Consider the following 26,934-nt stretch of genomic DNA (forward strand, 5'->3'; position numbering starts at 1 on the left):
CATTATTTTTATCAAAAAATGGAAAAATAATAACGATTTCCTGTTCCCTATTTCTGCAAAATCCTATGAAAATTTACTGTACTCGTCCAGGTTGTTTGGGTGCTGATCGCAATAATTTTATAGATTTAGAGGATCAAATGACCCTCAAAACGGTGCAGCAAAAATTTTGTACAACCTGTGGAATGCCGTTAATTTTAGATGGTCGGTATCTCCCAGAAAGATTATTAGGAAAAGGGGGATTTGGGACGGCATTTCTAGCCAAAGATCGTCGATCTCCCACCCTTAAATATTGTGTTGTTAAGCAATTTCAACCCTCCTCAGATTTCAATTCTCAACAATTAGCAACAGCACAAATGCTATTTGAACGAGAAGCTCATGTGTTGGAACAGTTGGGCAATACACATCCCCAAATTCCCGATTTATTTGCCTATTTTCCCTTAGAAGCACCGGGATGGCATTCCTCGAAACCCCAACAATTTTTTTATATTGTTCAAGAATATATTAATGGCGAAAACTTAGAAACGGAACTCGCTGCAAAAGGACAATTTTCAGAAGCAGAAGTTCAAGAAGTGTTAGAAGAAATTCTCAAAATTCTGGAATTTGTTCATGATCATGATGTGATTCATCGAGATATTAAACCCTCTAATATTATGCGGGATTATCAAGGTCGTTTACATTTATTAGATTTTGGGGCGGTTAAACAAGTCACCCAAAGTCCGGGGGGAACCTCGACGGGAATTTATTCATTAGGGTTCGCTCCCCCTGAACAAATGCGAGGATATACGGTCTTTCCTTCAACAGATTTATATGCGTTGGCGGCAACTTGTCTGGTATTATTAACCGGAAAAGAACCCCAAGAGTTATTTGATAGTTATAGTGATCAATGGCGATGGAAACAATTTGTTTCGGTTTCCGATGAATTAGCTGCAATTTTAGATAAAATGTTATTACCGACACCGAGCGATCGCTTTGGTTCCGCTCCCCAAGTTTTAAGTGCTTTAAATCCCCCTTCTATTCTAGCCATTCCTCAACCTTCCCCAGTTCCATCTCCTGTGGTTTCTCCTCGCACAACCCAACTACAACCTGCTGTCAGTAATCGTTTTGCTTCTCCCTTAGAATTGCTATCGGGTGCGGCGTTTACCGGGTTTGAATTAGGGGTTTTCAGTTGCTTAGGATTTGCCTTATTTAAGGTTTTTAATATTAACCCTATTCTACTATTAGTTTTAATTTTAGTCGGTTTGAGTGGATTAATATTGGCTCAATATCACCATTGGATTGAAAGAGGAATTGATTTTATTATTATCCCTTTTATATCGATTGGAATTTTATATTTTATTTTATTAAAACTCAAATTTTATTTGATTTTAATCATAGTTCCTTTAATAACGGCTATATTCGCTGTGGCTGTCACCGCTTTATTTCGGTTAGTTTATCTGATTCTACAGCGAATTTTATAAACCTAGGATGAAAAAACGGCTCTCCTCAATAAATAGTGTAAAATGTAGCGTAAGCTACGTTTTACACTCCGACTGAATATGGACTTTCAACTAGAGCGTTTGCTCAACATAAGCGAATATTACGGTGTTCACTTGTCAAGAACAAGAAAGTTTTATTGTTCTTAAATTAGACTTATTAATTCTTTGTCAAAGCTATGGCTTCAAAAATTTTGAGATGATGCGTGAAAAGCTACTAGCTTGTCTTTCTTTATAAGATTTACTTATCACCATAGGTACAGGAGAGCCATTTTTGAGCTTACGGATTGGGGAGAAAATTTTTACTGCCGGCAAAAAGTTCTGCTGACTTCCCTAAGTACATACAACTGGAAGTAAATCTGAAAGTTGATAGCCCCGGTAAGGGTAAAGGTGATGTGAAGGGTTACTGTCAAACTTGTATCTATCTTGTATCCTTGAAGAATAACTAACTGGATACAAGTAAGGGCTGTTAACTCAGTGTAGAGTGCTTCCCTTATAATGAAAGGCTTACAAGTTTATAATCAATAATGGGCGGTACAAGATTCGAACTTGTGGCCTCTTCCTTGTAAGGGAAGCACTCTACCGCTGAGTTAACCGCCCGATTCATACATTAATTTATTATAACATAAACTTTTAGAAGCACAACCCTATTAGCAATTTTTAATTTTCATCCCCCATGCCCTCTGGTCAAACCCACGACCGTATTACCCTTTGGAGCTTACCGTTTATTGCGGGTTTGACCTGGAGCCAAACTCGCAGCAGTCACTTAACCTTTCTGGTGACAGGAAGTTTCCTGTTTAGTGGGTTAATGTTTGGGCCAGATTTAGATATCGACTCCCGACAGTTTCAACGCTGGGGACTGTTGCGATGGTTCTGGGTTCCCTATCAAAATAGTTTACGTCATCGCTCCTTTTTATCGCATGGGCCGTTTATTGGTACGGCGTTGAGGATTCTTTATTTAGGGGGTGGTCTTGGTTTAATTGGGCTTTTGGGATTACTAATTGCAGAATATTTAGGGCTGATTTCCTCAAATCCTTTAGAAATTGCTCAAAATAGTTTAAGTTCCCTCTCCCGTTATCCCAGAGAATGTATTGCGGTTTATTTAGGATTAGAAATGGGAGCAATGAGCCATTCTTTTAGTGATTGGTCGAACTCGTTTTATAAGGAATTTAGAAAATGGCTAAAAATAGGAGAAACTTCTCGCCCTACCCTAGAACCTGAACAACCGAAAAAACGCAAACGCTCAGTTTCTAAAACTGCTTCTGTGGAACTTCCCCCCATTAAACCCCAACGTTCAAAATCAAATTCAACAACTTCTAAAAAATCTTCTCGTCGTTCTAAGAAATAAAGTTTTTTACCCTGGTTTTAGATCACAATAGAGGTATTTGTAATGAACAACGCTGAAAATATGACTTTAACTCCTAACTTAATTGCCTTACAAAATTTAATCGATGTGGTTGCTAAATTGCGATCGCCAGAGGGGGGATGTCCTTGGGATTTAGAACAAACTCCAGAAACGTTAATTCCCTATATTCTTGAAGAAGCGTATGAAGTGGTTGATGCTATTCGCAGTGGTGATCAAAAGGCCATTGTAGATGAATTAGGGGATTTATTATTACAAGTAATTTTACAAGCTCAAATTGCCAGCGAAACTCAACAATTTTCAATAGCAGATGTCGCTAATAATATTACTGAAAAGTTAATTCGTCGTCATCCTCATGTTTTTGGTGACGTAGAGGTTAATAGTGTGGAAGAAGTTCGACAAAATTGGGAAGAAATCAAAGCCAATGAACAAGGAGAAACACCTGAAACCCAGAATTTAAGTTCTAAATTAAGCCGTTATGCGCGACAATTACCCCCCCTAATGGCAGGAATGAAAATTTCTAAAAAAGCCGCAGCCATTGGTTTTGAATGGGATAACGTTGAGGGAGTTTGGGATAAATTTGAGGAAGAAGTTGCTGAATTTAAGGAGGCTATTCAAAGAACGGATAAAGAGCATCAACAGGCGGAATTAGGTGATATTTTATTTGTCTTAATTAATTTAGCTCGTTGGCATGATTTAGATCCCTATATGGGATTACATGAAACCAATCATCGCTTTATTCAACGGTTATCAAAACTGGAGGAAGCTTGCGATCGCCCCTTCTCAGAATACAGTTTAGAAGAACTTGATGCCCTCTGGCAACAAGCAAAAGCCATCCTAGCCAAAAAATAATCCGTTGTAGGGGTGGGGTCTCCCCACCCAGATGCCATTATAGATTAGATAAAACTTTTTATTTATATAGACAATTTTATTATTTAAAATAATGTCAGGAAATTTTGATATTTTATTGAAAATTACTCTCAAATAGTTGACGGAATCATGGGGGTTCTGGTACACTTAAGGAAACACCCGTCAAGGGTTTATTATGTCTAAACGTCAAAATAAAGGCTAAAACTCTCATTCTTTCGTAAAAAGTTATAATTTTCTGACACAATTGAGCTTTAACAGAACACGAATTTTTCCAGGTTTCCCTGAAGCTTCAAATCAGCCTCTTGACAAAATCAAGATTTTATGCAGTGTCACCCTTGATGACTCAATTTAGAGTTGGGACAATGAGTGAATCTTGAAACTCTTTCACTTCTTACTGTTCCCTGTTCCCTGTTCCCTCTTCAAGTAGCACTATAGAAAATTTAGCAATAGTATTGTTAAACTTAGTGAATTTTTCAGTAATTTTGTAGCAACCGAGACAAAAGTATTTCCCATCAAGAATCCCCTTGCTTTCAGCTAGGGGGAATGTCAAGATGTAGAGTTGACAAAGAATCAGAAAAAGCCCGAATATGACCCCAACAAACTCGAAAACCTGGAGCCAACGGTTTGAAAAATCCCTGCATCCTGCCATTGCAGAGTTTAACGCTAGTATTGGGTTTGATATCCAACTGATTGAATATGATTTGACCGGATCAGTTGCTCATGCCAAAATGTTAGCGAAAACAGGAATTATTACCCCTGAAGAAGCCGAAAAACTGGTTTTCGGTTTAGAACAAATTCGTCAAGAATATCGGGACGGAAACTTTAACCCTGGTGTTGATGCGGAGGATGTTCATTTTGCAGTTGAACGTCGTTTAACGGAATTAGTCGGAGATGTAGGAAAGAAACTCCATACCGCGCGATCTCGGAATGATCAAGTGGGAACCGATACCCGTTTATATTTACGAGATCAAATCCAACAAATTCGTCAACAATTAGTTGATTTTCAACGAGTGTTATTAGATTTAGCAGAAACAAATGTTGAAACCTTTATTCCTGGTTATACCCATCTCCAACGCGCCCAACCACTCAGTTTAGCCCATCATTTATTGGCTTATGTGGAAATGGCAAATCGAGATTGGGAACGCTTAGGAGATGTGTATAAACGAGTCGATATTTGTCCGTTGGGAAGTGGTGCTTTAGCAGGAACCACTTTTCCCATTGATCGCCATTATAGTGCAGAATTATTAGGGTTTGGGCAGGTTTATGCTAATAGTTTAGATGGAGTCAGTGATCGAGATTGGGCGATCGAATTTTTATCGGCTGCGAGTTTAATTATGGTACATTTGAGCCGTTTAGCAGAAGAAATTACCCTTTGGGCTTCTCAGGAATTTAGTTTTGTGACCTTGACTGATAGCTGTTCAACGGGTTCTAGTATTATGCCACAAAAGAAAAACCCGGATATTCCTGAATTAGTAAGGGGAAAAACCGGGCGGGTATTTGGGCATTTACAAGGGTTATTAGTGATTATGAAAGGATTACCCTTAGCCTATAATAAGGACTTGCAAGAAGATAAAGAAGCTTTATTTGATGCAGTTAAAACGGTGAAAGGCAGTTTAGAATCCATGACGATTTTAATGGAAGAAGGAATAGAATTTCGGACTAACCGTTTAGCAGAAGCAGTGGCGGAAGATTTCTCGAATGCAACGGATGTTGCGGATTATTTAGCCGCACGAGGAATTCCCTTCCGAGAAGCTTATAATTTAGTGGGAAAAGTGGTCAGAACTTGTTTAGAAGCCGGGAAATTACTCAAGGATTTAACCTTAGCAGAATGGCAAGAATTACATCCTCAATTTGAGGCAGATATTTATGAAGCGATCGCACCTCGTCAAGTGGTTTCGGCTCGAAATAGTTATGGCGGAACTGGGTTTAATCAGGTAAAACAAGCGTTAGAAAATGCGCGTCAACGGTTGAATAATTGTTGATATTATTTGGTAAACGAGAAAGAGCGATCGCAGATCCAGAAAATAGGCGATCGTTCTTTGCATTTACATAATCTTATAATTTTATCAAGTACGGTTAAGGAAGTAAAAACCGTCCTTTGGATCAGTATAATTGAATTAAAATTTTCGCTAAAGTGAAAAAAACGTTGAATTTAGGTTAATCTGATGTCGAGTTCAATCAATCCTCCTGCATCTGAGGCTGAAGTTTCCCAAGTTCCCGCTAGATTGTTATTAGTGGACGATGAACCGGGACTGCGAGAAGCGGTACAAGCTTATTTAGAAGATAGTAACTTTACCGTTGATGTGGCGAGTAATGCTAAACAAGGATGGGAATTGTTGCAACAAAATCTTCCTGATTTAGTCATTACTGATATTATGATGCCGGGAGTCGATGGCTATCAATTTTTACAACAAATGCGGGAAGACCCTCGTTTCAAAGCGTTACCCGTTGTTTTTCTAACTGCTAAAGGCATGAAAAGTGATCGCATTCAAGGGTATCAAGCTGGATGTGATGCGTATTTATCCAAACCCTTTGATCCTGAAGAATTAGTGGTTATTGTCAAAAATTTATTAGCAAGACAAGCTGCTTTGCGGAGTAGTACCGCGGATGGAAATCCAGATATTGCTACATTAGCAGGTCAAATTGCTCGCATTGAAAATATGTTAAAAGGCAAAAGCGGAATTCATCAAACCCCCGCCCCGATTAAAATTGATTTAACGCCGCGTGAGCAAAGTGTTTTAGATTTAGTCGCAAAGGGATTAATGAATAAAGAAATAGCCCGTAATTTAGAAACCAGTGTTCGCAATGTTGAGAAATATGTCAGTCGTCTGTTTACCAAAACGGGAACGAATAGCCGGACAGAATTAGTGCGTTATGCTCTTGAACATGGTTTAACCGAATAAGGAATATTGAAGAAAGGTTACATAAACTTACAATTTATAAGGATTCTGCTTCAAAAGTTATATAGATCTGTTACTGTAAGGGAGTAGAGCTTATCATTTTTAGTGATGATGAAAGTGTCTAAACCTTCAACCCAACCTGAACAACAATCCATCGGGATGAGTGTTCTGTTCTTTATTCTTCTCATGGGAATTTTAGGAATGATGATCCTCAAAGGTGGAGTTTAACTTTCTATAGGGGGGAAAAATTAACTGAAGCATGATTAGCAGAAATCCTGAGTTACTTCTTGTATTTTTATTAACTCAAAGCATAGGGTTCGTCCAAAAAATGTCGAACCCTATTTAGAATAGGGAAAACTCTCCTGTCTCAACATTTGAGGAACTGGCATCATTACTTAAATCCGAAGTAAGATATCACGACCATGAGTGTCGGTGCCACAGGTGTTTAGTAAACCATAGCTATCGGTTAACTGTTTAACTGGGTTGACGATTTCTGTATTAAGTGACCAAGGGTTCGTATGGCGATAGGCATAATACACTTCAATGCCATCTATTCCCAAACGAGCCGCTTCTGCAATCAATTCAGTGAAAGGACGACGATACCTGGCTGGATGAGCTAAAACAGCCAACCCTCCTGCTCCTTGAATAGCAGCGATCACGTTTTCAGCATAATAGGCATCGGTTTTTAAAAAAGCCGCATCACCTTGCAGATAGGGTTGCAGACAAGCTGCATCAGGATCAAAAGCATAACCCAAAATATGGACATCTACACCCAATAACTGAGCATTAATTTCTGCCCCTGTCCATAACTGAGGGGCTGTATTCGCAAGTTCGGGATGGTTTTGTTTCCAGTTGTCTAACCACTGTTGTGATTCTTTGTACCCTTGGGTTGTATGGTGATCTGTAATAGCCAGTCCTTTTAACCCAATATCAATCGCCTGTTGCATGACTTCATCCGGTTCAAGTTGGCCATCTGAACGTCGGGTATGGAGGTGAAAGTTATAGGACGTTGGGCAACTTCTGGCATTCAAGGTTTGAAAGACCTGTTGCAGTGCTAACCTATTTTGGGCAGGAGGTATCAATAACGATGATTCCACATATCCGGTCTGGATGTGAAACCACCTCGACAAAAGTTCAGAAGCTGAAGTTAGATTAACACTCATAGCGTCTTAATCTTAATAAACTGTTACTGTAATCTACTGTATCGAATTTACTCGGTAGTTGCGACAAGACAGCCTTAAGATTGACCAATTTTCAATTTAAAAATCTTATATAAGGAAATAGGGAACAGGGAACAAGGTGTTGAGGGTTTCCTTGTTTCCTAACACAAGTTCCCATTATGCTAAGGCCTCGGTGTTACGGTAGTTGAAAGCCATGTCGAGGAGTTTAGCCCAACGTTTTTGGACTTGTTTGGGAGTACATTTCAGGGCAGATGCGATCGCTTTATCACTTTCTTGAGTTGCTTTGAGTTGCAGTAACGTTTGTTGATCGGCGGATAATTGAGCTTGAAAGGTTTCCCATTGTTGGCTATTCATCCCCAATTTTTGGTTAATATCAGCCCCTAACCATTCATGGACAAGTTTCCAGTTGGTAGACCGGGCGAATTTTTCAACGTGGTATTTAAACCGTTGTTGCAGATAGTCCCGTTGACGGGCGGTTAACCCCATGGCTTTGTCAATATCGCAAGCTTGGAGATCTTGCATTTTCAAGGTTAAGTATTTGACACAATCACTTTGTCCTTGAGATTCTAAATATTGAACCAGTTCAGCAATAACCCGATCTCGTAAAACACCTTCAGCCGGGTCAGGGGTTTCAGATACCATTTTTTCCCGAATTTGCTGCATTGCGGATGTCCGACTTTGAGCTTCGGCTTCTTCGGTTTTACCTCCTTCAACGGCTAACTCAATATCCATAGACATTTCAGGAGGTTGACCTTTTGCAAACCCTTGGGCGCGTAATACAATTAACCGTTGACGGTTGCGACCGGGTAAACCAATTTGACGTTTGGCATACTGTTCGGTAAAGGCCATGTATTCTGCTAATTCTAAACGGGTGCGGGGGGTATAGTCGGCTTCCATCACGTGTTCCCGACGGAAAGCCCGTAAACACTCGACATAAAACCCTTGCAGAAAGTCTTCAATTAAATTGTAACGAGCTTGAAAGCTTAACTGAGACTCAAAGGAAGCAACGTGACGGTACACCATCGCCGCTAAGTTAGAATGCAGTTCCACCCGACCTTGACGAGAACCGAGTTTGTAATATTCTAAGCACTTTTGCAAGCGATGACGAGCTAAACTGAGTTGCCAGGTTTGCACTTCGCCAGAATTTTGAATGCGGTTGCTTTTTTCGCAAATACGTTCGACTTCTAACGCCATCCGCAGCGTCACCGCCCGACCACTAGCGGGAAGGGTTTTGACGTTTGTTTGCAATTCTTGTAATAAGAGTTGAGCTAAAGCTTGAGGATTAATAGAATTAAGGGTAACTTCAGAATCTTGAATAGAAATTTCTTGTGCAAACATGATGGATGTCCTGGGGTAAAAGCACGGTGTACAGAAGGCGAGAGTGAAAGGCGGTTTGGTGTTTCCTGATTCAACTCTCTACACTTTGAATAGTAGAAGCAGCCCCTTTGGAGTAGTGATCAGAATGTTCCACTCTCTGAGGTAACTGTGTAGATGCCTTTGTCCATTCCTCTACATCAAGCAATTGTGCATCACCCTGAAGCTCTTATTTAATCGGTATTACAACCCTATTTTTTTGCTTTCGATCACACCTAATTTTGTTGGGGTTGTCGATGTTATCCCTAGACCAGTTTGGCAACTGGCTACCTGAATCTTATGAAGAGAGACCGTAATATGGAGTTCCTAGGGTTCTCTAAAACCCCGAAGACACAAAGTATTCTTCGTGTCTCTGTGTCTTTGTGTTTATTCTGATTCGGCAAATCTACCTACTGTTGCTCTATCAAGGTAAAATCGACTTTATCGTAAATATCCGCTAGGGAAATTTCAAAGGCAACTGAGGCGAGGGATAAGGTGGCAGTTTCGCCTTCATATTCGGAGAGTAACCATTTCCCGTTATCGGTTTTCGTGAATTGTTCAACGTGGTGATGATATTGATCTATTAAAAGATATTCTTGGAAGGTGGAAATAGTTCGATAAGCCTGAAATTTGTCTCCTCGATCATATCCTTCTGTAGATTTAGAGAGGACTTCAGCAATTAATGTTGGATTCATTAAACTGTCTTTTCTGCCTTCTTGAAATTGTAATTCTCCTGGAATGATCATAACATCTGGATAAGTATAAATTTGTTTTTGAGGAATCCAGAGGCGTTGGTCGGTTACAAATACCCGATAAGGTTGACGTTTGAGGGCAAAATTTAATCCTCCACTTAGATTCAGTGCAATTTGATTATGATTGGGGGTTCCACCTGTCATAATAACAATTTCTCCATCTAAATATTCATGGCGTTCTTGAGAATTGAGTTCTAATTCTAGGTATTGTTCAATGGTTTTATGGTCTTGTTTTTCAATTTGAGCAATCATAAAGTTTTACCTCGTTAGTAATCCCATCAATACCATCGTCTTTTTTAGCATAATTTATAGTAGTTCGCGCTGGTATCTTTACAAGGGTTAACCTTTAATTTAACCACAAAGGCACAAAGGCACAAAGAAGTTGTAAAGACTAATCTGCTTATTGCCATATATTAATAGAAAGCTTTGGCTTCTGTTTCCACCGCGTAGGAACCAGGGAAATATAACTATTAATTTAGCTCATCTTCCTTCTACAATAGCAATTTCTTCTTCTGTTAATCCATAGAGTTTATAAACGATTGCATCTATGAGTTGATCACATCATTGCATTTAAACTCTATATCTACGCAGCGTGAGGACGCTGGTACTACAATGGTTTCACGATTACCTAATAACCCATTTAGACGCTTAACAGCTTATTTAACTTGTCCTTTAGAATTTTCATCAACCAGTTCCCAACTATCTTCTTCTGATATTTGCTTCATTTTAGCAGGGGTAACTAATTGAATATTTGTTGTACTATCTGTCAATGTACACTTAAAGTATCTGACCAATCCTTTTATATGAATATTGCTATCAATTATTAGCTTAGGAAATAAGTACAATTCTTGGCTATAACTGATCACATAAAATTTGGCGTCAGATTCATTAACTTTATTCACTTTGATTACACCTTTTGCTGCATCTGAGTCATCTTTGACGGGTATAGGTGAGTTAGATTTCAGAACATTAAAGTCACCGTTATTTTGATTATATTTATCAACTAAACTCTGTAATTTTTGAGAAATTTTTGGGGTTTTATTTTGTTGGCTTGTTGTTTTTTCAGCTTCATTTTTTTGTTTTTTATTCGTAATTTCAGATTGTAGGGAATTGATTGTACTATCTTTAATTGTAATCTGTTGTTCCAAACTATCTAGTGTATTTTGCTTTTCTTCTAAATCTGATTGTAGCTGGTGAATTGTTTCTTGTTCTGCCTGTAATGTTGTTTGTAGTTGTTTAATATTTTCTTTTGATTGACTGTTTTCTGATTTCAATTGTTCAACTTCTTTCGTTATTTTTTCTAATTGCGATTGCAATACTTGAATTTGCTCATTATGATTATTTAATTCTTCAGAACTACTTTGATCATCTTCTCCAGTTGCAACTGCTTCATGATGATCTGCAATTATAGTTAATTGTTGATTATTATACTCCTCCCTTATTAATTTCTTTATTAAGGGAATCAATTTTTTCTCCATGTCGCTAAAAAAACGATCAACTTTATCCTTATTTTGATCCTTAATAAGATCAGGAATATTAGCTAATTGTTCGCTTATTTTTTTAATATCCTCATGAGAATATTCCTGTTGAGAATTACCAGTATTAATAGAGATTTCTTCTATTTGTTTTTTTATAGATTCCCATAATATATGAAAATTATGTTCTAAATTTTCTTGAAAAGATTTTTTTATTTGATCATTATTTTCATCAATTTTTTGGGATATTAATTTTTGCACTTCTTCAAGCAAGGTTCTTGGAAGTTTAGTTTCAACATTTGATAATGCTTCTGTTTGTTTTTTTAGAAACTCATCAAAATATTCCAAGATTTTTCTTAATGCTTCACTTTCTTTTAGTCCCACAAATGTTGGATTTTTTTTTGTACCATCGCCCGATTTATCTTGATCTGCACCATCCACTGTTCTATCTCCTCCGTTATCCAAAATAACCCTAATAAATAATCCCAATAATAATACAAATAATAATCCTAAAATCGAATATTGTAAATTTTTTTGAAAGTCTAATCGTTTTTCCAAACTCTCTCGGTACTTCTTCTCCTGTTCTTGATTAACCCACTCCTTAACTTGATTTAACAGTTGCTTAATACTCTGTAACTCTTGTTTAATATTAGTTTCAGGACTATCAACCGTTTCTTGAGGATCAGAAGATTGCTGACTATTAGCTTTTAACTGATCAGTTTTGTTGTTGATATTATTGCAAGTTGTTCCTATCTGATTGAACAAATCGGCAATTGTTTTATAGGTTGTATCTTTTTTGCTTTCCTCCTCAATTCGTTTTTTTAACGGCGAAACAGTTTGAGTACAAAGTTGATCAACCTGAGCATCAACATTAGTCCAAGCTGATTTCAACTGCTCAGGAGTTAGCTCTGTTTTAACGCTACCAAGAGCCTTGATCGCCGCGTCCAGTTTAGAGTTTAACATCGGTAAGTTACTTTGCAACTCATCCAACAAGGGTGACTCTGGTAGTGGTGGACTTGTTGGTGGGGATGATGGTTGGGAGGATGGAGAAGCAGACGCAGAAGTTGCTGGTGCTGGTGAATTTGGTAGGGCAAAAAGGCATAAACCTCCCATAGCAATAGCAATCAGCCAACTATCTCGACTAAAAGAAGGGAGTTTCATAAATTCTTAGTTCTCCAGTTGATTCGGATCGATTAAAACGTCCAGTAACACTTTTAATCCCATAATAAAGGGAGGTTCAAGACGAATATTGCTAGAATTTCCAGTCATATTACCAGGTAAATAAACATCATTTAGACGTTCAGCCACCTGATACCAAAGTCGATCTTGCCATGTCGAATCGGAATATTTTGAAAAAGGTTGAATACTAGAATTGTTTAGGGTTATGATCGCCTCATGGTAATCTTGGAAAAATTGTTTGAGATTGGTTAAATTCTCCATCTGAAACCCTTGGATAGTAGAATGTTGTTGCAAACTCAATCGGGAACTATAGTCTCCTGTTTTGAGTACACCTGTTTCGGTGTATTCATAATCTTCTCCAGCAATTAACCGATTATCTGAGTTGTCAGGAATCTGCAATTGATTTTGTTGAGCACTTAAAATTAAACCATAGGCAACTTCATCTTTAGGTTGAGAACTGAGGCGAATTGAGACTGGTTTCTGATATTCAAAACCCGAACCTTTATTCAACATTTCCTTAAATAACCGATTTAACAACTTAGAAGCTGGGTTATTTTCATCAAATTCTCCAGTTGCCACTAACCAATGAAAAACTTGACTGCCATTACCTCCAATATAAACAGTAGCTAATCTAGGTTCACTCCAAACTCCTTCACCTGCACGGGATTGCAAAACTTGAAGGATCAGACCAATATAATAATAAAGTCCTGCTATTCCTAATCGACTAATCTGTCGCATTTCCCCCAAAGCCCGCTTTTCACCTTGAGTGTCGATGTCCCCAATACTACGCATTAAATTCTGCCGATTACAACAACGTAAAGAAGCGGCAAGTTTAGCACTAAAGCCATCAATTTCCTGATTTTGATTCCCTCCTACGTTGTTAGCCAATGTTTGAAGTTCATCCTTTAATCTCAATTCTTTCTGCAAAATCTCTAGGACTTTTGGTTTTTTCCTGACGACACCATCAAATAATTGTTTTCCGGCTAACCTGACTGAACATTGGTGAACTAATTGATACTGTTGCCAAATTGAAATATCAGATGTAGTTCCCCCGATATCAATGCAAATAAATGTCGCAGCGTCTTGATGTCTCTGGTTAAAATAATAAGCAAAGGCTAAACTTTCCGTTTGCCAGTGACAAATACCATCTTGATTTTGCTGTTCCCATTGGTGTGTTATACCTGTTTTTTCCTTTAGTTGTGCTAATATGTCTTTCCAAGTTTTTAAATAACTATCTTGGTCATCATCAGAAAGTGCAGAAGGATAGGAAAAAATCCACTGAATTTTTTGGACTTTTTTAAAGACAGCTTGAGCCGTAATTTGTAAAGTTAACTGATACAAAAATTTTTCAGTTTGAACTCTTGATTGTGACCATTTTAAATTCGTATGAATATAGTTTTGATTGGGATCAAAATCAGGAACACCGCCAGCTAGATAAATCCGTCCATCAAGGATATACTTGTTTTCATTGGTTTGTGATTTGGTTGTTAAAATTGAGGATAGGGGCAAAATATCTGCTTCTGGATTTCCTGACAAGAAATATTCATAAAGCAAATCACGAATTTCCCCGCCTTCTTGGGACTTAGTACCAAGAGAATAGCGAAGATTAGGCAGAGTTAACTTGTCAGGATTGGTGCCATTACTATAATAAATGTTAGTGAAGGAGCTTCCAAAGTCAATGCCAACTTTCCAGGTACTATTGAAATCGGGCTTGAGAGGTGCGGGTTGTTTAAACAACAGTAACCCACAATCTTTATCTGTTTCTTTTTCTTGACAAATTCCATAAGCCGGAAATGCTTTCAGACTGATAATTTCATAGAGGTAGGCTTTATCCTGAATAGTGCGAATATCTTTTGCGTTGGGTGGGTGAGGAAATTTAACTCGAAATGTTTTTCCCTGCGGGGAAGTATCTGCATAAAACCCATAATATTCACTCCAGCCTTCAGCTTGGAAATTCGGCCAAATTTCCAACGTAGGAATCGCTGTTAAGATATTGTCTTTTTTGATGGGGTAGTTTTTAGTAATTTCATAGTCTTTTTCATGACCAGAAAGGCGTAACTTGAGGGTAAATTTAACCGAAACTTCTCCGCCTTTACTCTCTTGAGTGGCGGTTATTTTTTCAATCAGTTCCGTAGGGTTAATTCCGGTCAGCAGTTTCGGATTAATCGGTAACAGGGAGGTTAGGGGCTGGGCATTATTTCCTTCCCAGTTATATTTGATATCTTCTCCCTCAATGAGTAATGCACCAGGTAACTCTTTTTGATCGGTTTTCAAGAAATAGCAATCTTGGTTAAAGATTTCATCAGCAAATAAATATCCCTCTCGGTTGCGATAATTCCTTAAGCTGCGACTATTGAGGTTAACTTGATTTTGTTCATCAATACAAATTTCAAAAGCTTCTCGTCCCCATTGTGTTTTAATTTCTTCAGGATCAGGAATAATTTGTAGTTTTTGTAATCCTTCAAGCTGACGGGGTTTTAAAACAATGCCGGACTTGGTGTTACTATCTATTAAAATTGGTTGGCTTAAGATTTTTAATTTTCCCAGATCAATCTCTTGTTTAAAATAGGAAGAATTCTTGTCAGTAATTGGGTTAGCTGCACTGTTAACTGGGATACCATTTAATTCCTGTTGAAACTCTGTAATTGATTCTGAGATTCTTGGGTTTCCAGGGGAATCATTTAATTGCTCTTTAAGAGCCTCCAACCACTGGTAGAGTTGTTCAGTTTCATAAAGTGTTAACCGGGGAACTTCCGGCCAGTTTTCGCCTTCTGAGGGACAAATTAAGGTGGTTGCAGAGGTGATCCCGATCGCCTTACCATCCCAGAGAAATACATACAAGGTTGACCAAGGATTCTTACCATTTTCTAAGGTATAAAGGCTATTGTTTTTATCAGGAATTAGTTTAAACAACGCCTTTTCTATGGGATCAGTTGCTTGTTCTTTCAGATCAGCTTTCTGAATAGTAATGGGGTAATTTCTTACCTTTGCCAAAGCGATCGCAGCTAACATTCTTTGCCATTGCTTTTTAACCGATTGATGGAGGGGATGATTTCGGTCTAAAAGTGCCATTTGAACTAACAAAGGACGCGCCCACATATCGGGAATAGAAGTAACGCTTTTCGCCTGATCGCCTGAATGCGAAATACTCAGATCATCAGCAATAGCTTTAAAGGTAAGACCATTTTTACGAAGCCATTTTCCTTTGTCACCCATCCCGATGTTGTCGTTTATTAAGGTAGGTAATAACCATCGGTCAGAGTTTCCACCATCGGAAATGTCAGGGGAGTTAACAAACTGAGGTTTACACAGGGGATACAGGTGAACAATTAATTCTTCTGTGCAACGGTCATCTGTCGGTTTAACGTTAGCTTTAGCTAATTTAGTTACAATATCCCTCAATTTAACGCCATAAATTTGATTGATCGCTGTTTCTAATTTATCAATCGCACTCTGCTTGTTGAGAACTATGGATTTAAACTGCGTAATCAGTTGGTCAAATAATTTGACACTGGAGTCTTCATGGATACTCACCCACCAATCCCAATAGTTTCGACAGGATTGAGTCATTGTTTCAATATCCTGTCGGTCTATTTCCTGTCTAATCGAGTTGGGATTTTTAAAAAAGCGATTAATCCAAGGGGTGTTAATCTTATTTTGTTTTGAGGCTATTTTCAATTCTGGCTCAATGTACAACAACCAAATTAAACAAAATAAGATGTGATGAGTGAGTTTTGTTTTAACCGTTGGGCTGTCAGGACAATCTTCCCAAATCAAATTATTTGGATTTTTTCTAGCAATTAAAACAACGGGTTGATTTCCGTTTTTAGGAGTCATAAACCCATCTCTAACCGCTAAAGCAGCATAAAATTCCAAAAATAGCGGCGGATTTTTTTGCTGACTACCTCCATCCTTATTCCCAGGAATCTTTTTCCGTTCAGGTACTCCTAATAAATAAACGGTGTCAAAAATGTCCTTGGCTTTTTCGTCATAGTATCGCAACGCGGCATTAGCATTGAGGGGCAGTTGATCAGAGAGATCTTTAATTTTTGACTGTTGTTTTTTTACCTCAGATTCTTCGCCATTTTGGGAAATTTTAGTTTCATCTAAGGTAAAGTAAGGGAGCATGAACACCGCATTTAATGTTAATGTTTCCGGCGTATTGTCTTTTTTCAATAAACGACCGATTGTGGGTAAACCAGAGGCTCCAGTCCCTCCAAAGATAGACCCACAAATAACGACTTGAGCTTGATTATCGGTCTTAATTGTTGTCCTTATAGAGTTCCATACACTGTCTTTTTGGTTTTCTTCCTCTGCTATTTTAGTAATACAGGCTGCACCAACAGCAGGTTTGCCGTGAAAGCCGACGTTTGTTTTCGTATTGGGATCGCGCTCCTCTTGACTATAAAAAACATCAAATAGATAACGGGCTGTATCCTTACGTTCTGTTGAATAGTTAAAGATTTGAATAAAAGTTTCTTGATTTTGTTCTTCCAAAATTGGCCAATGATTAGATTTCTCCGTTGTGGGAGTAATCGGTGTTAGGAAAACAGGAGGTTCAGAATTTGAAACCTTAAGCAATTGATAACAAGTTTGATGGAAGGTGATGCTATTATGAGTTTCCGCTAAATTTCCATTACCCTCATCACTATCAATCAGATAAATATTAAGAGTCTTTTTGGGTAGGTCAGAATACAAGCCAGCAGCAGCTAACTGCACAACTGCTTGAGCTATTTTCATCCCTGTACCACCGACTGCAATCAGATAAGCTGCCATTGTTTTACTCCCCCCAAGGGTTGATCTTTTTTCTGATACTTTCTAAAATTTTTGTCTGCGATAACAACACCGACTCTTCAAGTTGTCCTGGTGTAATAATTGCTGTTGTCACCCAATAAAACACAAAAATATTCAGTAATGAAAACAATGTACTCCATAGCAGGGGCTTAAACTCAGGAATAGTTTGGGAATATTGATGAGAAAAAAACAAGGCAATCCACATCTGTAAACCTAACAACATCCACCAAAAATACATTGTTTGCTGGCTTTGTTTTGCAGATAGAATATTTCTCTCTTTCCATAGCGCCCACCCCAACCATAAAAGTGTTGAAAATGCACTGACTCCTGCCAGGAGTAGCATCTTTTTCCTATAAATGCTCATCCATTCATTAGGGTCAACGGTGGTAAGCGGAGCCCATTGAGTTTGAAAAATAAAGGGCTGAAATATTATCATCACTGCGTACAGTGTTGTCCAGATCAGCAAACTCACAACTCCTTTCAGTAGTTGTTGCTTCATCAGATATTTTGCTTAAAACAATTTGCTATTTTTTTTGATACACTCTAATATAGTAAAGATCGGTTGTTTTTTGGTAACTTTCGATACATTTTTATAAATCTTAATCTTTATGTATCCCAGACAAAACCCATGAACAAACCTCTGTTTAACTTGACTATCATCGCCCTTAGCTTAGTTGTAGCATCCTGTACCACTACAATCACAGCACCCGATCCCTCCAAGTCCTTCCCCGAATCCTTCCCAAAATCCGAGTCTCAGAGATCTCCATCCCAACCTATTGATGTCAGTATTAATATTGACGGTACGGCATCTATGTTAGGATTTGTAACAATTCCTGACAGTGAGTATAATCAAATATTAGGCTCAATAGAGCGAGCAACAAGTAGTTTATCAGATAAATCCAGTGGAAAATATTACCGTTTTGGCATAAAAAAAGAACCATTTCAAGACAATAATGGTGTTATTGAAGCCCAATCTGCCAGTTTTTATAACTTGTATAATTCTAATTTATTCGAGACTCACCTTAAAACCGTAATTCCTAATCCGCACCCAGCCAATCAACTGTCTATTATTGTCACGGATTTGTATACCGACCCCCAACAGTCTCAAATCAATCAGATTTTAGATCCAATTAAGAACAATTTTAATCAAAACCTCAACTATGCCGTTGGTATTATGGCATTTCGCAGTCAATTTGATGGCACGATTTTTGATATCGGTTTAGGGAAGCAAGAAAAAAATTATACGACTAATTCCCAAGATTCAAAAACCTTTCGTCCTTTTTATGTTCTGGTGTTAGGGGATTATTCTTTAGTTCATAAATTCTTTGATTTTTTTCAAAAGGATAGTAGCATTAAACCCCAAGAATCGGTAATTTTCTTTCCACATCCTTTAGAAAAGCCGTTATTTTTAAATATTAATGATCAAGATAAAAGCTCCTTAGCTTCAGGAGTACAACGAAATGTTAATATTAATAATGGAACCGTGCAAGTAACAACTAAAAACCGTCAATTAGTGGAACGCATAGTATTAACAAAAGATTATCAAAACGAAAAAATGCAATGGGAAATTCCCTATTCACTCCTTCCTGAGACTTTACCCCTAGAATTTGAGTTTGAACCAGAATTAAAAAAATATGGTCAATCTTCCTGTGAGAATCTCCCTAAGATTCAAGTTAATCAGGAAAAATCCGATGGTACAAAATTAGTCATTTCTCCTGATTTTAGCACCTTAACAGAACCCGGTGTTTATCAATTAATTATTAATGTCAAAGTGAAGGATTTCCAAACCCCTAAATGGTGGCAAGACTGGAGTTTTGAACAGCCTCAAGATTTCAAGCCTAATAAAACCTATAAATTAAGCCCACTTTTATCAGATTTAAAAGATGCTACGGTTTTAAAAATGCCAACTCAAAACAAAAATTCTGCTGATGTTTGTCAAACTGTTTCAGAAACGCCAGATTCAAACAAAAACTCTGGTGCTATTGGTCAGTTGGTGTATATTATTCAGAAGGATTAAAAATCTTAAGCAAGGCTATATAGAGGGGATTTGGATAGCTGCTGGGCCTACCCTCGAAGCGTTGTTAGGTTATCGTCCTTGATAGGGTCTAAAATCCTTGACTTGTTTCAGATATTCGATTAAACTATTTAATATTGTTTTTTTACAAAAAAATATTACTGTCAATATTCAGATTAAATCCAGGAAAAAAGATGGTTGAACCCTATACGAATTATGAATCTCCGTCTCCTAATATTCATGAAATTGCCCAAGATTTTCGTCGTTTGGGCTGGTTTGGATTTTGGGTACAATCTATATTGGGAATAATCCCCATATTTCTATTGATTTTTGTTTTGTTTTTAAGACCCGCTTCTCCTTCTAATCCCCAAAATTCTGCCCTGGGTCTTGTTTTAGGATATGGATGTTTATTTGCTTTGATTTTTACCCTGTATTGGTGTTTCCGATATAGTCAAATTGGTAATCAATTAGAAGATCCCAACCAACGACCCGCTAAAGCAGAGGTGATTCATGCTTTATGGTTAGGAATTAGTGCTAATTTAATCGGGATGGCTTGTGTTATTTTAGTGGGGTTTTTAATGGTGGGAAGTTTATTATATCGGATGCTTACCTTACCTCCGGGTGGGTCTAAACTTCTCACTCCACTTCCAGGAACAACGGTTTTAAATGCGGGTTCTATTATTACCCCTTTTAATTTAATTGCGATGCAAGCAATGGTGAATGCAATGGCCGCAGAATTAGCTGGAATTGCAGTCAGTTTGTGGTTATTAAGTCGGGTGAGTTCTCATCAATCTAAATAGGGAATAGGGAACAGGGAACAGGGAACAGGGAACAGGGAACAGGGAACAGGGAATAGGGAACAGGGAATAGGGAACAGGGAATAGGGAACAGGGAATAGGGAATTACGAATTACGAAGGGGGAATAGAAAACAGGAAATAAACTGATAACTGATAACTGATAACTGATAACTGATGACTGATAACTGATGACTGATAACTGATAACTGATAACTGATGACTGATAACTGATGACTGATAACTGATAACTGATAACTGATGACTGATGACTGATAACTGATAACTGATGTTCTATCAGCTTTTAAATTCTGCATGGCGATCTGGGATAATATTAGAGCCATAATGACGGGTATAAACTTGGGTAAATTCTGCACCAAAAAATAGAATTTGTACAGAATAATAAATCCAAGTTAGAAAAATGACTAATGATCCCGCCGCCCCATAGGTTGAACTAAAACTACTACTTCCTAAATACATTCCAATCAAAGATTTACCTAATGTAAAAAATAAAGCTGTAATCATTGCCCCAATTAAAACATCATTCCAAGTAATCAAAACATCGGGTAAATATTTAAAAATTAAAGCAAATAATAAGGTAGTAACCGCAAAAGAAACCACTAAATTGAGCAATTGCCACAAACTATCAGCACCCGGTAAAAGTTCACTGGCATAGTGACTTAACCCGCTTAATACTGCACTAACAGTTAAAGAAACTAATAATAAAAATCCAATACTAACTACAGCAGCAAAAGATAACGCCCGTTTTCTGACAAAACTACCCACTGCATTTGTCGGTTTAGGGGTAATATTCCAAATTGTATTTAATGAATCTTGTAACTGAACAAAGACCCCTGACGCGCCAAAAATTAAAAAGCCAAGACTCACCAAGGATGCAAAAAGTCCATTTCCTTCCCCCGGACGGTTGGTATTTTCTAAAGCGGTTTGAATAACCGTTGCTCCGTCTTTCCCCACTAACCCTTGAATTTGTCCAACCAATTCTCCCCGTGCTGCTTCTTCCCCCAAGAAAAAACCTGCAATTGCGACAACAATAACCAATAAAGGAGCTAAAGAAAATACAGTGTAATAAGCTAAAGCCGCCGCCAATTGAGAGGCATTATCTTGACTCCATTCTTGATAGGTTTCTTTGAGTAGTCGCCAAACCGTTCTCCAACTAACCACACAACCTCCTTTAGGCGTTTATCAATGATCTGTTGTCGGTTAATAGTCCCAAGTTAAGGGTTTATCCTGCTTCAGGAATTCATTGATCCCCATCTCCAACTTTTAAAGCTAACCTTTTATCGTTATACTCCCAATTCTGACTAAGCTTCAATCTGTCTTTTGAGAGAACCTAACATCAAGTTTGATCCTTAAGCTAATTTAAAATTTAATGACAATTTTGAACAATTTCTATCCTAAGAGAGACGAAAAATAGGGGGAATTCGGTTTATTTTTCATTCTATAGGGGGATGTTCATTGAGTAAACCCTCAAATTAAGTCTGTGTTCAACATAAATGGAATAACTTTTTATGGCTTTAATTCCCTCTATTCAAACCTGCCGATCTCCCAAGATATACTGTTCTGCACATAACTTAGAATGACACCATCTTTTATCCTCTCGGAAGCTTACCCCGATATTACCCCTCCCCCTGAGACCAGCAAGGATGTGACGATGAATTGGAATGGGGTGAATATTCTCGATCAAATTACGGACGGGTTTGTTATCTTAGATCAACAAGGCTATTGTCTCTACCTGAATCCGGCGGCTACTCGAATTCTACAACTGTCCCCTTCAACTTTAAAAGATCAAATTCTTTGGGAAACCCTAGCGTTTCTCGCGACTCCGTTACAACAAGCTATTACCCAACAACAAACCCTGACTTGGGAAGCCTTCTATAAGACTCAACAAATTTGGTTAGAACTCAAAGCTTATCCCTGTACAGAAGGATTAGCGGTTTATTTTCAAGAGATTACCCAACGCAAACAAACCGAGGAGATTTTACGATATAGTGAAGCTCGTTTTCGGCGGATATTTGAATGTAATGCGGTTGGTATTGGAGTGTGGACAAAATCAGGTGAAATTATAGAAGCCAATGATGCCTTGTTAAATCTTTTAGGTTATAGTCGAGGACAATTAGAAGCGGGTGAACTTAACTGGCGAACTTTAACCCCCCTAGAATATCAAGGGTTAGATGAAAAAGCTTTAGCCGAAATTGAAATATCCGGCTGTTGTCAACCGTTGGAAAAGGAATATGTACACGCCTCTGGACGACGCATTCCGGTTTTAATTAGTGGTACAGCCTTTTCCATAGAGTTAGATAGCGGGATTTTTTTTGTTTTGGATTTAACCCAACAACGGCTTTCTGAGGCGAAATGGCATCTTACAGAAGAACGCCTACGAGTGGCGCTAAAAAATTCTCCGATTACTGTTTTTAGTCAAGATCAAGATTTGCGTTATACCTGGATCTACAATTGTCCTAAACAACAATATCCCCCTGATGAAGACATTATTGGTTTATTAGAAACCGATCTATTTGATCTTCATGATGCTGAAAAATTGACTTGGATTAAAGGTCGGGTTTTAAAGACAGGAATTGGAACCCGTGAAGAAGTTTGGGTAAGTCCACAAGGTCAAGACTTCTGTTTTGATTTAACCGTAGAACCCTTATTTAATGAACTCGAACAAGTGGTAGGTGTCACCTGTGCGGCTATCAATATTACAGACCGTAAACAGATTGAATTAGCTCTACATCGCAGCGAAACTTTATTACAAGCATTATTATCCAGTTCTCCAGTTGGTCTTGCCTTTTTGGATCATGATTTACGCTATGTGCACGCCAATGAAGCCTTAGCCATGATTCAGGGCTTACCCTTGAGTGCATTGATTGGACAACCTTTAGCGACGGTTTTACCCGAATGGGCGGCTCAAATTACACCGATCTTACGCCAGGTGATTGAGACACAACAACCGTTATTAAATCAACCCTTAAATCTGGAAATTCCTCATGTTAAAACCTTTCAATATAGTTTAGTGAGTTATTATCCCGTAGGTTTACCCAATGGTGAGGTTTTGGGTGTAGGAATGACCGTGATGGATTTGACAGCCCGCAAACGGGCGGAACAGTTGGAACAAGTCTTAGCAGAAGCGAGTTCAGTCTTGGTCAGTTCCTTGAATTCGCGGACAACCTTAATGAATTTAGCCCAATTATTAGTTCCGACTCTAGGCGATTGTTGTTTCTTTGATGTGGCCGGAAGCGATGGCAGTTTACGACGGTTAGCGGTTTATCATCGTGATTCCAGCAAAAATCAACACTTGAGTCAACGTCAAAACTGGGTTCTGACTCTCCATGATCATCATCCCATTGCTCAAGTTTTAGCTCAGGGTCACTCTATATTATTGCCCCAGATTGATCCTGATTGGATCGAAACCATGACGACGGTTCCTGAACAAGTCGAATTTCTGCATATCGTCGCCCCTACCTCTTGGATATCTGTTCCGTTAATCGCCCGCGATCGCAAATTAGGGGCGGTAACGTTTTGTTTAACGGCCCAATCCCATCGTCATTATACCGATGCTGATTTGACTTTTGCTGAAGAATTAGCGTATCGGGCGGCTTTAGCTTTAGATAATATTCAACTGTATCAACAAGCTCAAGATGCGAATCGGATTAAAGATGAATTTCTGGCGGTTTTGTCCCATGAATTGCGATCGCCCTTGAATCCGATTTTAGGCTGGGCAAAGTTACTGCGTTCACGAACCTTTGATTCCACTACCACCGACCGAGCATTAGACACCATTGAACGCAATGCCAAATTACAAGCGCAACTAATTGAAGATTTATTAGATATTTCTCGAATTTTACGGGGGAAAATGGTGCTGAATGTAGGTACAGTTTCCCTCAGCGAAACAGTAGAAGCTGCCTTAGATACGGTACGATTAGCCGCAGAAGCGAAAAATATTACCCTGGAAACAGTATTTTCTTCCCATATTGGTTTAGTCTGGGGAGACGGAGGACGATTACAACAAGTTATCTGGAATCTGCTCTCCAATGCGGTGAAATTCACACCGGAAGGCGGACGGATACAAGTGCGTTTGCAGCAAATTGCTCATCAAGTCGAAATCCAAGTTGAAGATAATGGACGGGGAATTAATCGTCATTTTTTACCCTTAGTTTTTGATTGTTTTCGTCAGGAAGATAGCAGTACCACTCGTCAATTTGGCGGTTTAGGTTTAGGATTAGCCATTGTCCGTCATTTGTGTGAACTTCATGGCGGAACGGTCAGCGTCGAAAGTCCAGGGGAAGGATTAGGGACAACCTTTACGGTGCGTTTACCCCTGATGGAAAATTGTTGTGAATGCTGTGCTAGGGTTGAGGAAACACAAGCAACGGTTAATTTAGAGGGAATGCGAATTTTAGTGGTAGATGATGATGAGGATATGCGAGACTTGATTCAGGTCATCTTAGAACCTCTAGGAGCTAAACTCTTAACAACATCTTCTGCCAGGGAAGCTCTACAAGTTTGGGAGGATTTTCAACCTCTGATGCTGATTTGTGATATCGGAATGCCCGGTATGGATGGTTATATGTTAATGCACAAGATTCGCCAACGTCCTTTAGAAGTTGGGGGACAAATTCCGGCGATCGCATTAACCGCTTATGCGGGAGAATTTAATCAACGTCGGGCGTTAGCGGCAGGATTTCAGCAGCATCTTTCTAAACCCGTTGATCCTGAACACTTAGTCAAAGCCATCTCCCAATTGTTAACTTAGTTGATAATTGGCGGTTGACGGTTGACTGTCAAGTATGGAGTCTTAGCGATGTCACAACCGCTTATTTCTGCAATTATTTGTACCCACAATCGAGAACAATATTTAGGGTTAGCGATTGATAGTTTGCTGCAACAGGATTTCCCGGAATTTGAAGTGATTGTGGTGGATAATGCTTCCACGGATGGAACCCGTCAAGTGGTGGAAGCTCGTCTTCCCCATGCCAAATTGCGATATATTTATGAACCGATTACAGGTTTATCGGTCGCCCGGAATACGGGGGCAAAAATTGCTCAAAGTCCGATTCTTGCTTATTTAGATGACGATGCTATTGCCACACCTCAATGGTTAAGGGTGTTATATTCAGCTTATGAAAATCATCCGAAACTCGCCATTGCTGGGGGCAAGGTTACTTTGATTTGGCCAGAAGGAATTACTTCCCCACTCTGGTTATCGGATAATTTAGCGGGAAATTTGGGTGTCTATAATTTAGGGGAGCAGTGGGTGGACATTAAAAATCCGGGTTTGACACCCAGAGGGTTAAATTACTCCATCCGTCGCAGTTTCTTAGAAAAAATTGGCGGTTTTGATATTAATTTAGGCCGGGTGGGAAAACGATTGTTATCCAATGAAGAATTACAGATGACTGAACTCGCACTCCAAGACGGTTGGCAAGTTGCCTATATTCCTGAAGCCTTAGTCGCCCATCATGTTGCACCGGAACGGGTGAACCGATCTTGGTTTATGGAACGGGGATGGTGGCAAGGCATTAGCGAATGTTATCGCGAACAATTAGCGGGACGAGACGGCATGATCCAACTGGGACGCGGAGGAGAACGCATTCTGCGAGGATTGTACAAAACTATTAAATATTTTGGCAATCCTGCCTTACGATTTGATAATTTCGTGTATGCTTACGGTCAAATCGGCTATCTTAGTGCTGCCCTTTCCGGTTTAGTTCGTTCTACGTCTCAACGAGGGAATAACCCGCAATAACTCCTATTTGGAATGGTGAATTTATACCTCGTAGAAATCCTTTGATTTATTGTTAAGTTTAACCATGACTTCTAACTTATCTAAACTTCCTGTTTCTGTGTTAATTCCGGCTCGAAATGAACAAGCCAATTTACCTGCTTGTTTAGCGAGTGTTGCTAGAGCCGATGAGATTTTTGTTGTCGATTCCCAAAGTAGCGATCGCAGTGTGGAAATTGCTGAAAGTTATGGAGCCAAAGTTGTTCAATTCTATTTTAAAGGCGGATGGCCGAAGAAGAAAAATTGGTCGTTAGAAAATTTACCGTTTAGAAATGAATGGGTTTTAATTGTTGATTGTGATGAACGGATTACGCCTGAATCTTGGGATGAAATTGCTGAAGTGATTAAAAACCGAGAATATACGGGATATTATATTAATCGTCGGGTGTTCTTTTTAGGCACTTGGATTCGTCACGGCGGCAAATATCCTGACTGGAATTTACGTTTATTTCAACATAAATTGGGACGCTATGAAAACTTACAAACGGAAGATGTTCCCAATACTGGAGATAATGAAGTTCACGAGCACGTTGTTATGTCTTCAGGGAAAGTGGGATATCTTAAAGAGGATATGCTGCATGAAGATTTCCGAGATTTATTCCACTGGATTGAACGCCATAACCGTTATTCTAATTGGGAAGCAAGAGTTTATTATAATCTCTTAACGGGTGCTGATGATAGTAAAACTATTGGAGCCAGTCTCTTTGGTGATTCGGTTAAACGCAAGCGATTTTTAAAGAAAATTTGGGTGAGATTACCCTTGAAACCTCTGTTGCGGTTTATTTTATTCTATTTTATCCAATTGGGATTCTTAGATGGCAAAGCGGGATACATCTATGGCAGACTGTTAAGCCAATACGAATATCAAATTGGGGTTAAATTATTTGAATTGCGTAAGTTTGGCGGACAATTAAACGTTACTCCAAAACCCTCTCAATCCTCTGTTGAACCTTCTGTAACTACCCATTAATTTCATTCGTAGGGGT

At 38.7% G+C, this 26,934-nt stretch carries 17 protein-coding genes and 1 tRNA gene; 10 read left to right on the top strand and 8 right to left on the bottom strand.

Annotated elements, in window-relative coordinates; translation table 11 throughout:
• Positions 1–65 precede the first annotated feature (65 nt).
• On the top strand, positions 66–1,457 hold the full coding sequence (locus tag NMK36_RS02305; RefSeq protein ID WP_072722706.1) for a serine/threonine-protein kinase: 1,392 nt from the start codon (positions 66–68) through the stop codon (positions 1,455–1,457).
• A 543-nt stretch (positions 1,458–2,000) separates the two neighbouring features.
• Here NMK36_RS02305 and NMK36_RS02310 read toward each other — a convergent pair.
• Positions 2,001–2,072, bottom strand: a tRNA-Val gene (locus tag NMK36_RS02310).
• Between the two features lie 76 nt (positions 2,073–2,148).
• Here NMK36_RS02310 and NMK36_RS02315 point away from each other — a divergent pair.
• From NMK36_RS02315 to NMK36_RS02330, 4 genes are all read left to right on the top strand, one after another.
• Positions 2,149–2,820 carry a metal-binding protein gene (locus NMK36_RS02315; protein ID WP_254172901.1) on the top strand — a complete coding sequence of 224 codons (672 nt, stop codon included), beginning with the start codon at positions 2,149–2,151 and terminating at the stop codon, positions 2,818–2,820.
• A gap of 42 nt (positions 2,821–2,862) precedes the next feature.
• Positions 2,863–3,687 (top strand): nucleoside triphosphate pyrophosphohydrolase, encoded by an 825-nt coding sequence (gene mazG / locus NMK36_RS02320; protein ID WP_254172902.1) that lies wholly within the window; start codon positions 2,863–2,865, stop codon positions 3,685–3,687.
• A gap of 605 nt (positions 3,688–4,292) precedes the next feature.
• The gene (argH, locus tag NMK36_RS02325; protein WP_072722703.1) at positions 4,293–5,687 is read left to right on the top strand and encodes an argininosuccinate lyase; all 1,395 of its coding nucleotides are present in this window, start codon (positions 4,293–4,295) and stop codon (positions 5,685–5,687) included.
• 183 nt (positions 5,688–5,870) lie between these two features.
• Positions 5,871–6,608 carry a response regulator transcription factor gene (locus tag NMK36_RS02330; RefSeq protein ID WP_254172903.1) on the top strand — a complete coding sequence of 246 codons (738 nt, stop codon included), beginning with the start codon at positions 5,871–5,873 and terminating at the stop codon, positions 6,606–6,608.
• Positions 6,609–7,000: 392 nt separating this feature from the next.
• On the opposite strand, the gene NMK36_RS02335 is transcribed toward NMK36_RS02330, so the two are convergent.
• The 6 genes from NMK36_RS02335 to NMK36_RS02360 all read right to left on the bottom strand — a co-directional run bounded on the left by NMK36_RS02335 (position 7,001) and on the right by NMK36_RS02360 (position 17,838).
• Positions 7,001–7,768: a PHP domain-containing protein gene (locus NMK36_RS02335; RefSeq protein WP_139295195.1), complete on the bottom strand. Its 768-nt coding sequence runs from the start codon at positions 7,766–7,768 to the stop codon at positions 7,001–7,003.
• 174 nt (positions 7,769–7,942) lie between these two features.
• Positions 7,943–9,124, bottom strand: coding sequence for a HetZ-related protein (locus tag NMK36_RS02340; protein ID WP_254172904.1), 1,182 nt, complete (start codon positions 9,122–9,124; stop codon positions 7,943–7,945).
• A gap of 425 nt (positions 9,125–9,549) precedes the next feature.
• Positions 9,550–10,143, bottom strand: coding sequence for a Uma2 family endonuclease (locus tag NMK36_RS02345; protein WP_254172905.1), 594 nt, complete (start codon positions 10,141–10,143; stop codon positions 9,550–9,552).
• A gap of 404 nt (positions 10,144–10,547) precedes the next feature.
• Positions 10,548–12,527 carry a hypothetical protein gene (locus NMK36_RS02350; RefSeq protein ID WP_254172906.1) on the bottom strand — a complete coding sequence of 660 codons (1,980 nt, stop codon included), beginning with the start codon at positions 12,525–12,527 and terminating at the stop codon, positions 10,548–10,550.
• Between the two features lie 6 nt (positions 12,528–12,533).
• Positions 12,534–17,321 (bottom strand): tubulin-like doman-containing protein, encoded by a 4,788-nt coding sequence (locus tag NMK36_RS02355; RefSeq protein ID WP_254172907.1) that lies wholly within the window; start codon positions 17,319–17,321, stop codon positions 12,534–12,536.
• Positions 17,322–17,325: 4 nt separating this feature from the next.
• A complete protein-coding gene (locus tag NMK36_RS02360) occupies positions 17,326–17,838 on the bottom strand; it encodes a hypothetical protein (protein ID WP_254172908.1) in 513 nt (170 codons plus the stop codon).
• A gap of 129 nt (positions 17,839–17,967) precedes the next feature.
• Between NMK36_RS02360 and NMK36_RS02365 the strand changes: the two genes are divergently transcribed.
• Positions 17,968–19,356 carry a hypothetical protein gene (locus NMK36_RS02365; protein ID WP_254172909.1) on the top strand — a complete coding sequence of 463 codons (1,389 nt, stop codon included), beginning with the start codon at positions 17,968–17,970 and terminating at the stop codon, positions 19,354–19,356.
• Between the two features lie 191 nt (positions 19,357–19,547).
• Positions 19,548–20,153 carry a DUF3611 family protein gene (locus NMK36_RS02370; protein WP_254172910.1) on the top strand — a complete coding sequence of 202 codons (606 nt, stop codon included), beginning with the start codon at positions 19,548–19,550 and terminating at the stop codon, positions 20,151–20,153.
• 292 nt (positions 20,154–20,445) lie between these two features.
• Here the strand turns inward: NMK36_RS02370 and NMK36_RS02375 are convergent, their stop codons facing one another.
• Entirely contained in the window at positions 20,446–21,330 is an 885-nt protein-coding gene (locus NMK36_RS02375; RefSeq protein ID WP_193870552.1) for a YihY/virulence factor BrkB family protein, read from the bottom strand.
• Positions 21,331–21,745: 415 nt separating this feature from the next.
• Between NMK36_RS02375 and NMK36_RS02380 the strand changes: the two genes are divergently transcribed.
• The 3 genes from NMK36_RS02380 to NMK36_RS02390 all read left to right on the top strand — a co-directional run bounded on the left by NMK36_RS02380 (position 21,746) and on the right by NMK36_RS02390 (position 26,918).
• The gene (locus tag NMK36_RS02380; RefSeq protein ID WP_254172911.1) at positions 21,746–24,919 is read left to right on the top strand and encodes a hybrid sensor histidine kinase/response regulator; all 3,174 of its coding nucleotides are present in this window, start codon (positions 21,746–21,748) and stop codon (positions 24,917–24,919) included.
• A gap of 48 nt (positions 24,920–24,967) precedes the next feature.
• Positions 24,968–25,912, top strand: a complete 945-nt coding sequence (locus NMK36_RS02385) for a glycosyltransferase (RefSeq protein WP_083580240.1) — start codon at positions 24,968–24,970, stop codon at positions 25,910–25,912.
• A 64-nt stretch (positions 25,913–25,976) separates the two neighbouring features.
• On the top strand, positions 25,977–26,918 hold the full coding sequence (locus tag NMK36_RS02390; protein ID WP_072722694.1) for a glycosyltransferase family 2 protein: 942 nt from the start codon (positions 25,977–25,979) through the stop codon (positions 26,916–26,918).
• Positions 26,919–26,934 lie beyond the last annotated feature (16 nt).

The sequence above is a fragment of the Planktothrix pseudagardhii genome (assembly GCF_904830925.1).
Classification (GTDB): Bacteria; Cyanobacteriota; Cyanobacteriia; order Cyanobacteriales; family Microcoleaceae; genus Planktothrix; species Planktothrix tepida.

Coding starts and splice junctions, on each gene's coding strand:
- NMK36_RS02305 (WP_072722706.1), top strand. CDS start 66: ATGAAAATTTACTGTACTCGTCCAGGTTGTTTGGGTGCTGATCGCAAT.
- NMK36_RS02315 (WP_254172901.1), top strand. CDS start 2,149: ATGCCCTCTGGTCAAACCCACGACCGTATTACCCTTTGGAGCTTACCG.
- mazG (WP_254172902.1), top strand. CDS start 2,863: ATGAACAACGCTGAAAATATGACTTTAACTCCTAACTTAATTGCCTTA.
- argH (WP_072722703.1), top strand. CDS start 4,293: ATGACCCCAACAAACTCGAAAACCTGGAGCCAACGGTTTGAAAAATCC.
- NMK36_RS02330 (WP_254172903.1), top strand. CDS start 5,871: ATGTCGAGTTCAATCAATCCTCCTGCATCTGAGGCTGAAGTTTCCCAA.
- NMK36_RS02335 (WP_139295195.1), bottom strand. CDS start 7,768: ATGAGTGTTAATCTAACTTCAGCTTCTGAACTTTTGTCGAGGTGGTTT.
- NMK36_RS02340 (WP_254172904.1), bottom strand. CDS start 9,124: ATGTTTGCACAAGAAATTTCTATTCAAGATTCTGAAGTTACCCTTAAT.
- NMK36_RS02345 (WP_254172905.1), bottom strand. CDS start 10,143: ATGATTGCTCAAATTGAAAAACAAGACCATAAAACCATTGAACAATAC.
- NMK36_RS02350 (WP_254172906.1), bottom strand. CDS start 12,527: ATGAAACTCCCTTCTTTTAGTCGAGATAGTTGGCTGATTGCTATTGCT.
- NMK36_RS02355 (WP_254172907.1), bottom strand. CDS start 17,321: ATGGCAGCTTATCTGATTGCAGTCGGTGGTACAGGGATGAAAATAGCT.
- NMK36_RS02360 (WP_254172908.1), bottom strand. CDS start 17,838: ATGAAGCAACAACTACTGAAAGGAGTTGTGAGTTTGCTGATCTGGACA.
- NMK36_RS02365 (WP_254172909.1), top strand. CDS start 17,968: ATGAACAAACCTCTGTTTAACTTGACTATCATCGCCCTTAGCTTAGTT.
- NMK36_RS02370 (WP_254172910.1), top strand. CDS start 19,548: ATGGTTGAACCCTATACGAATTATGAATCTCCGTCTCCTAATATTCAT.
- NMK36_RS02380 (WP_254172911.1), top strand. CDS start 21,746: ATGACACCATCTTTTATCCTCTCGGAAGCTTACCCCGATATTACCCCT.
- NMK36_RS02385 (WP_083580240.1), top strand. CDS start 24,968: ATGTCACAACCGCTTATTTCTGCAATTATTTGTACCCACAATCGAGAA.
- NMK36_RS02390 (WP_072722694.1), top strand. CDS start 25,977: ATGACTTCTAACTTATCTAAACTTCCTGTTTCTGTGTTAATTCCGGCT.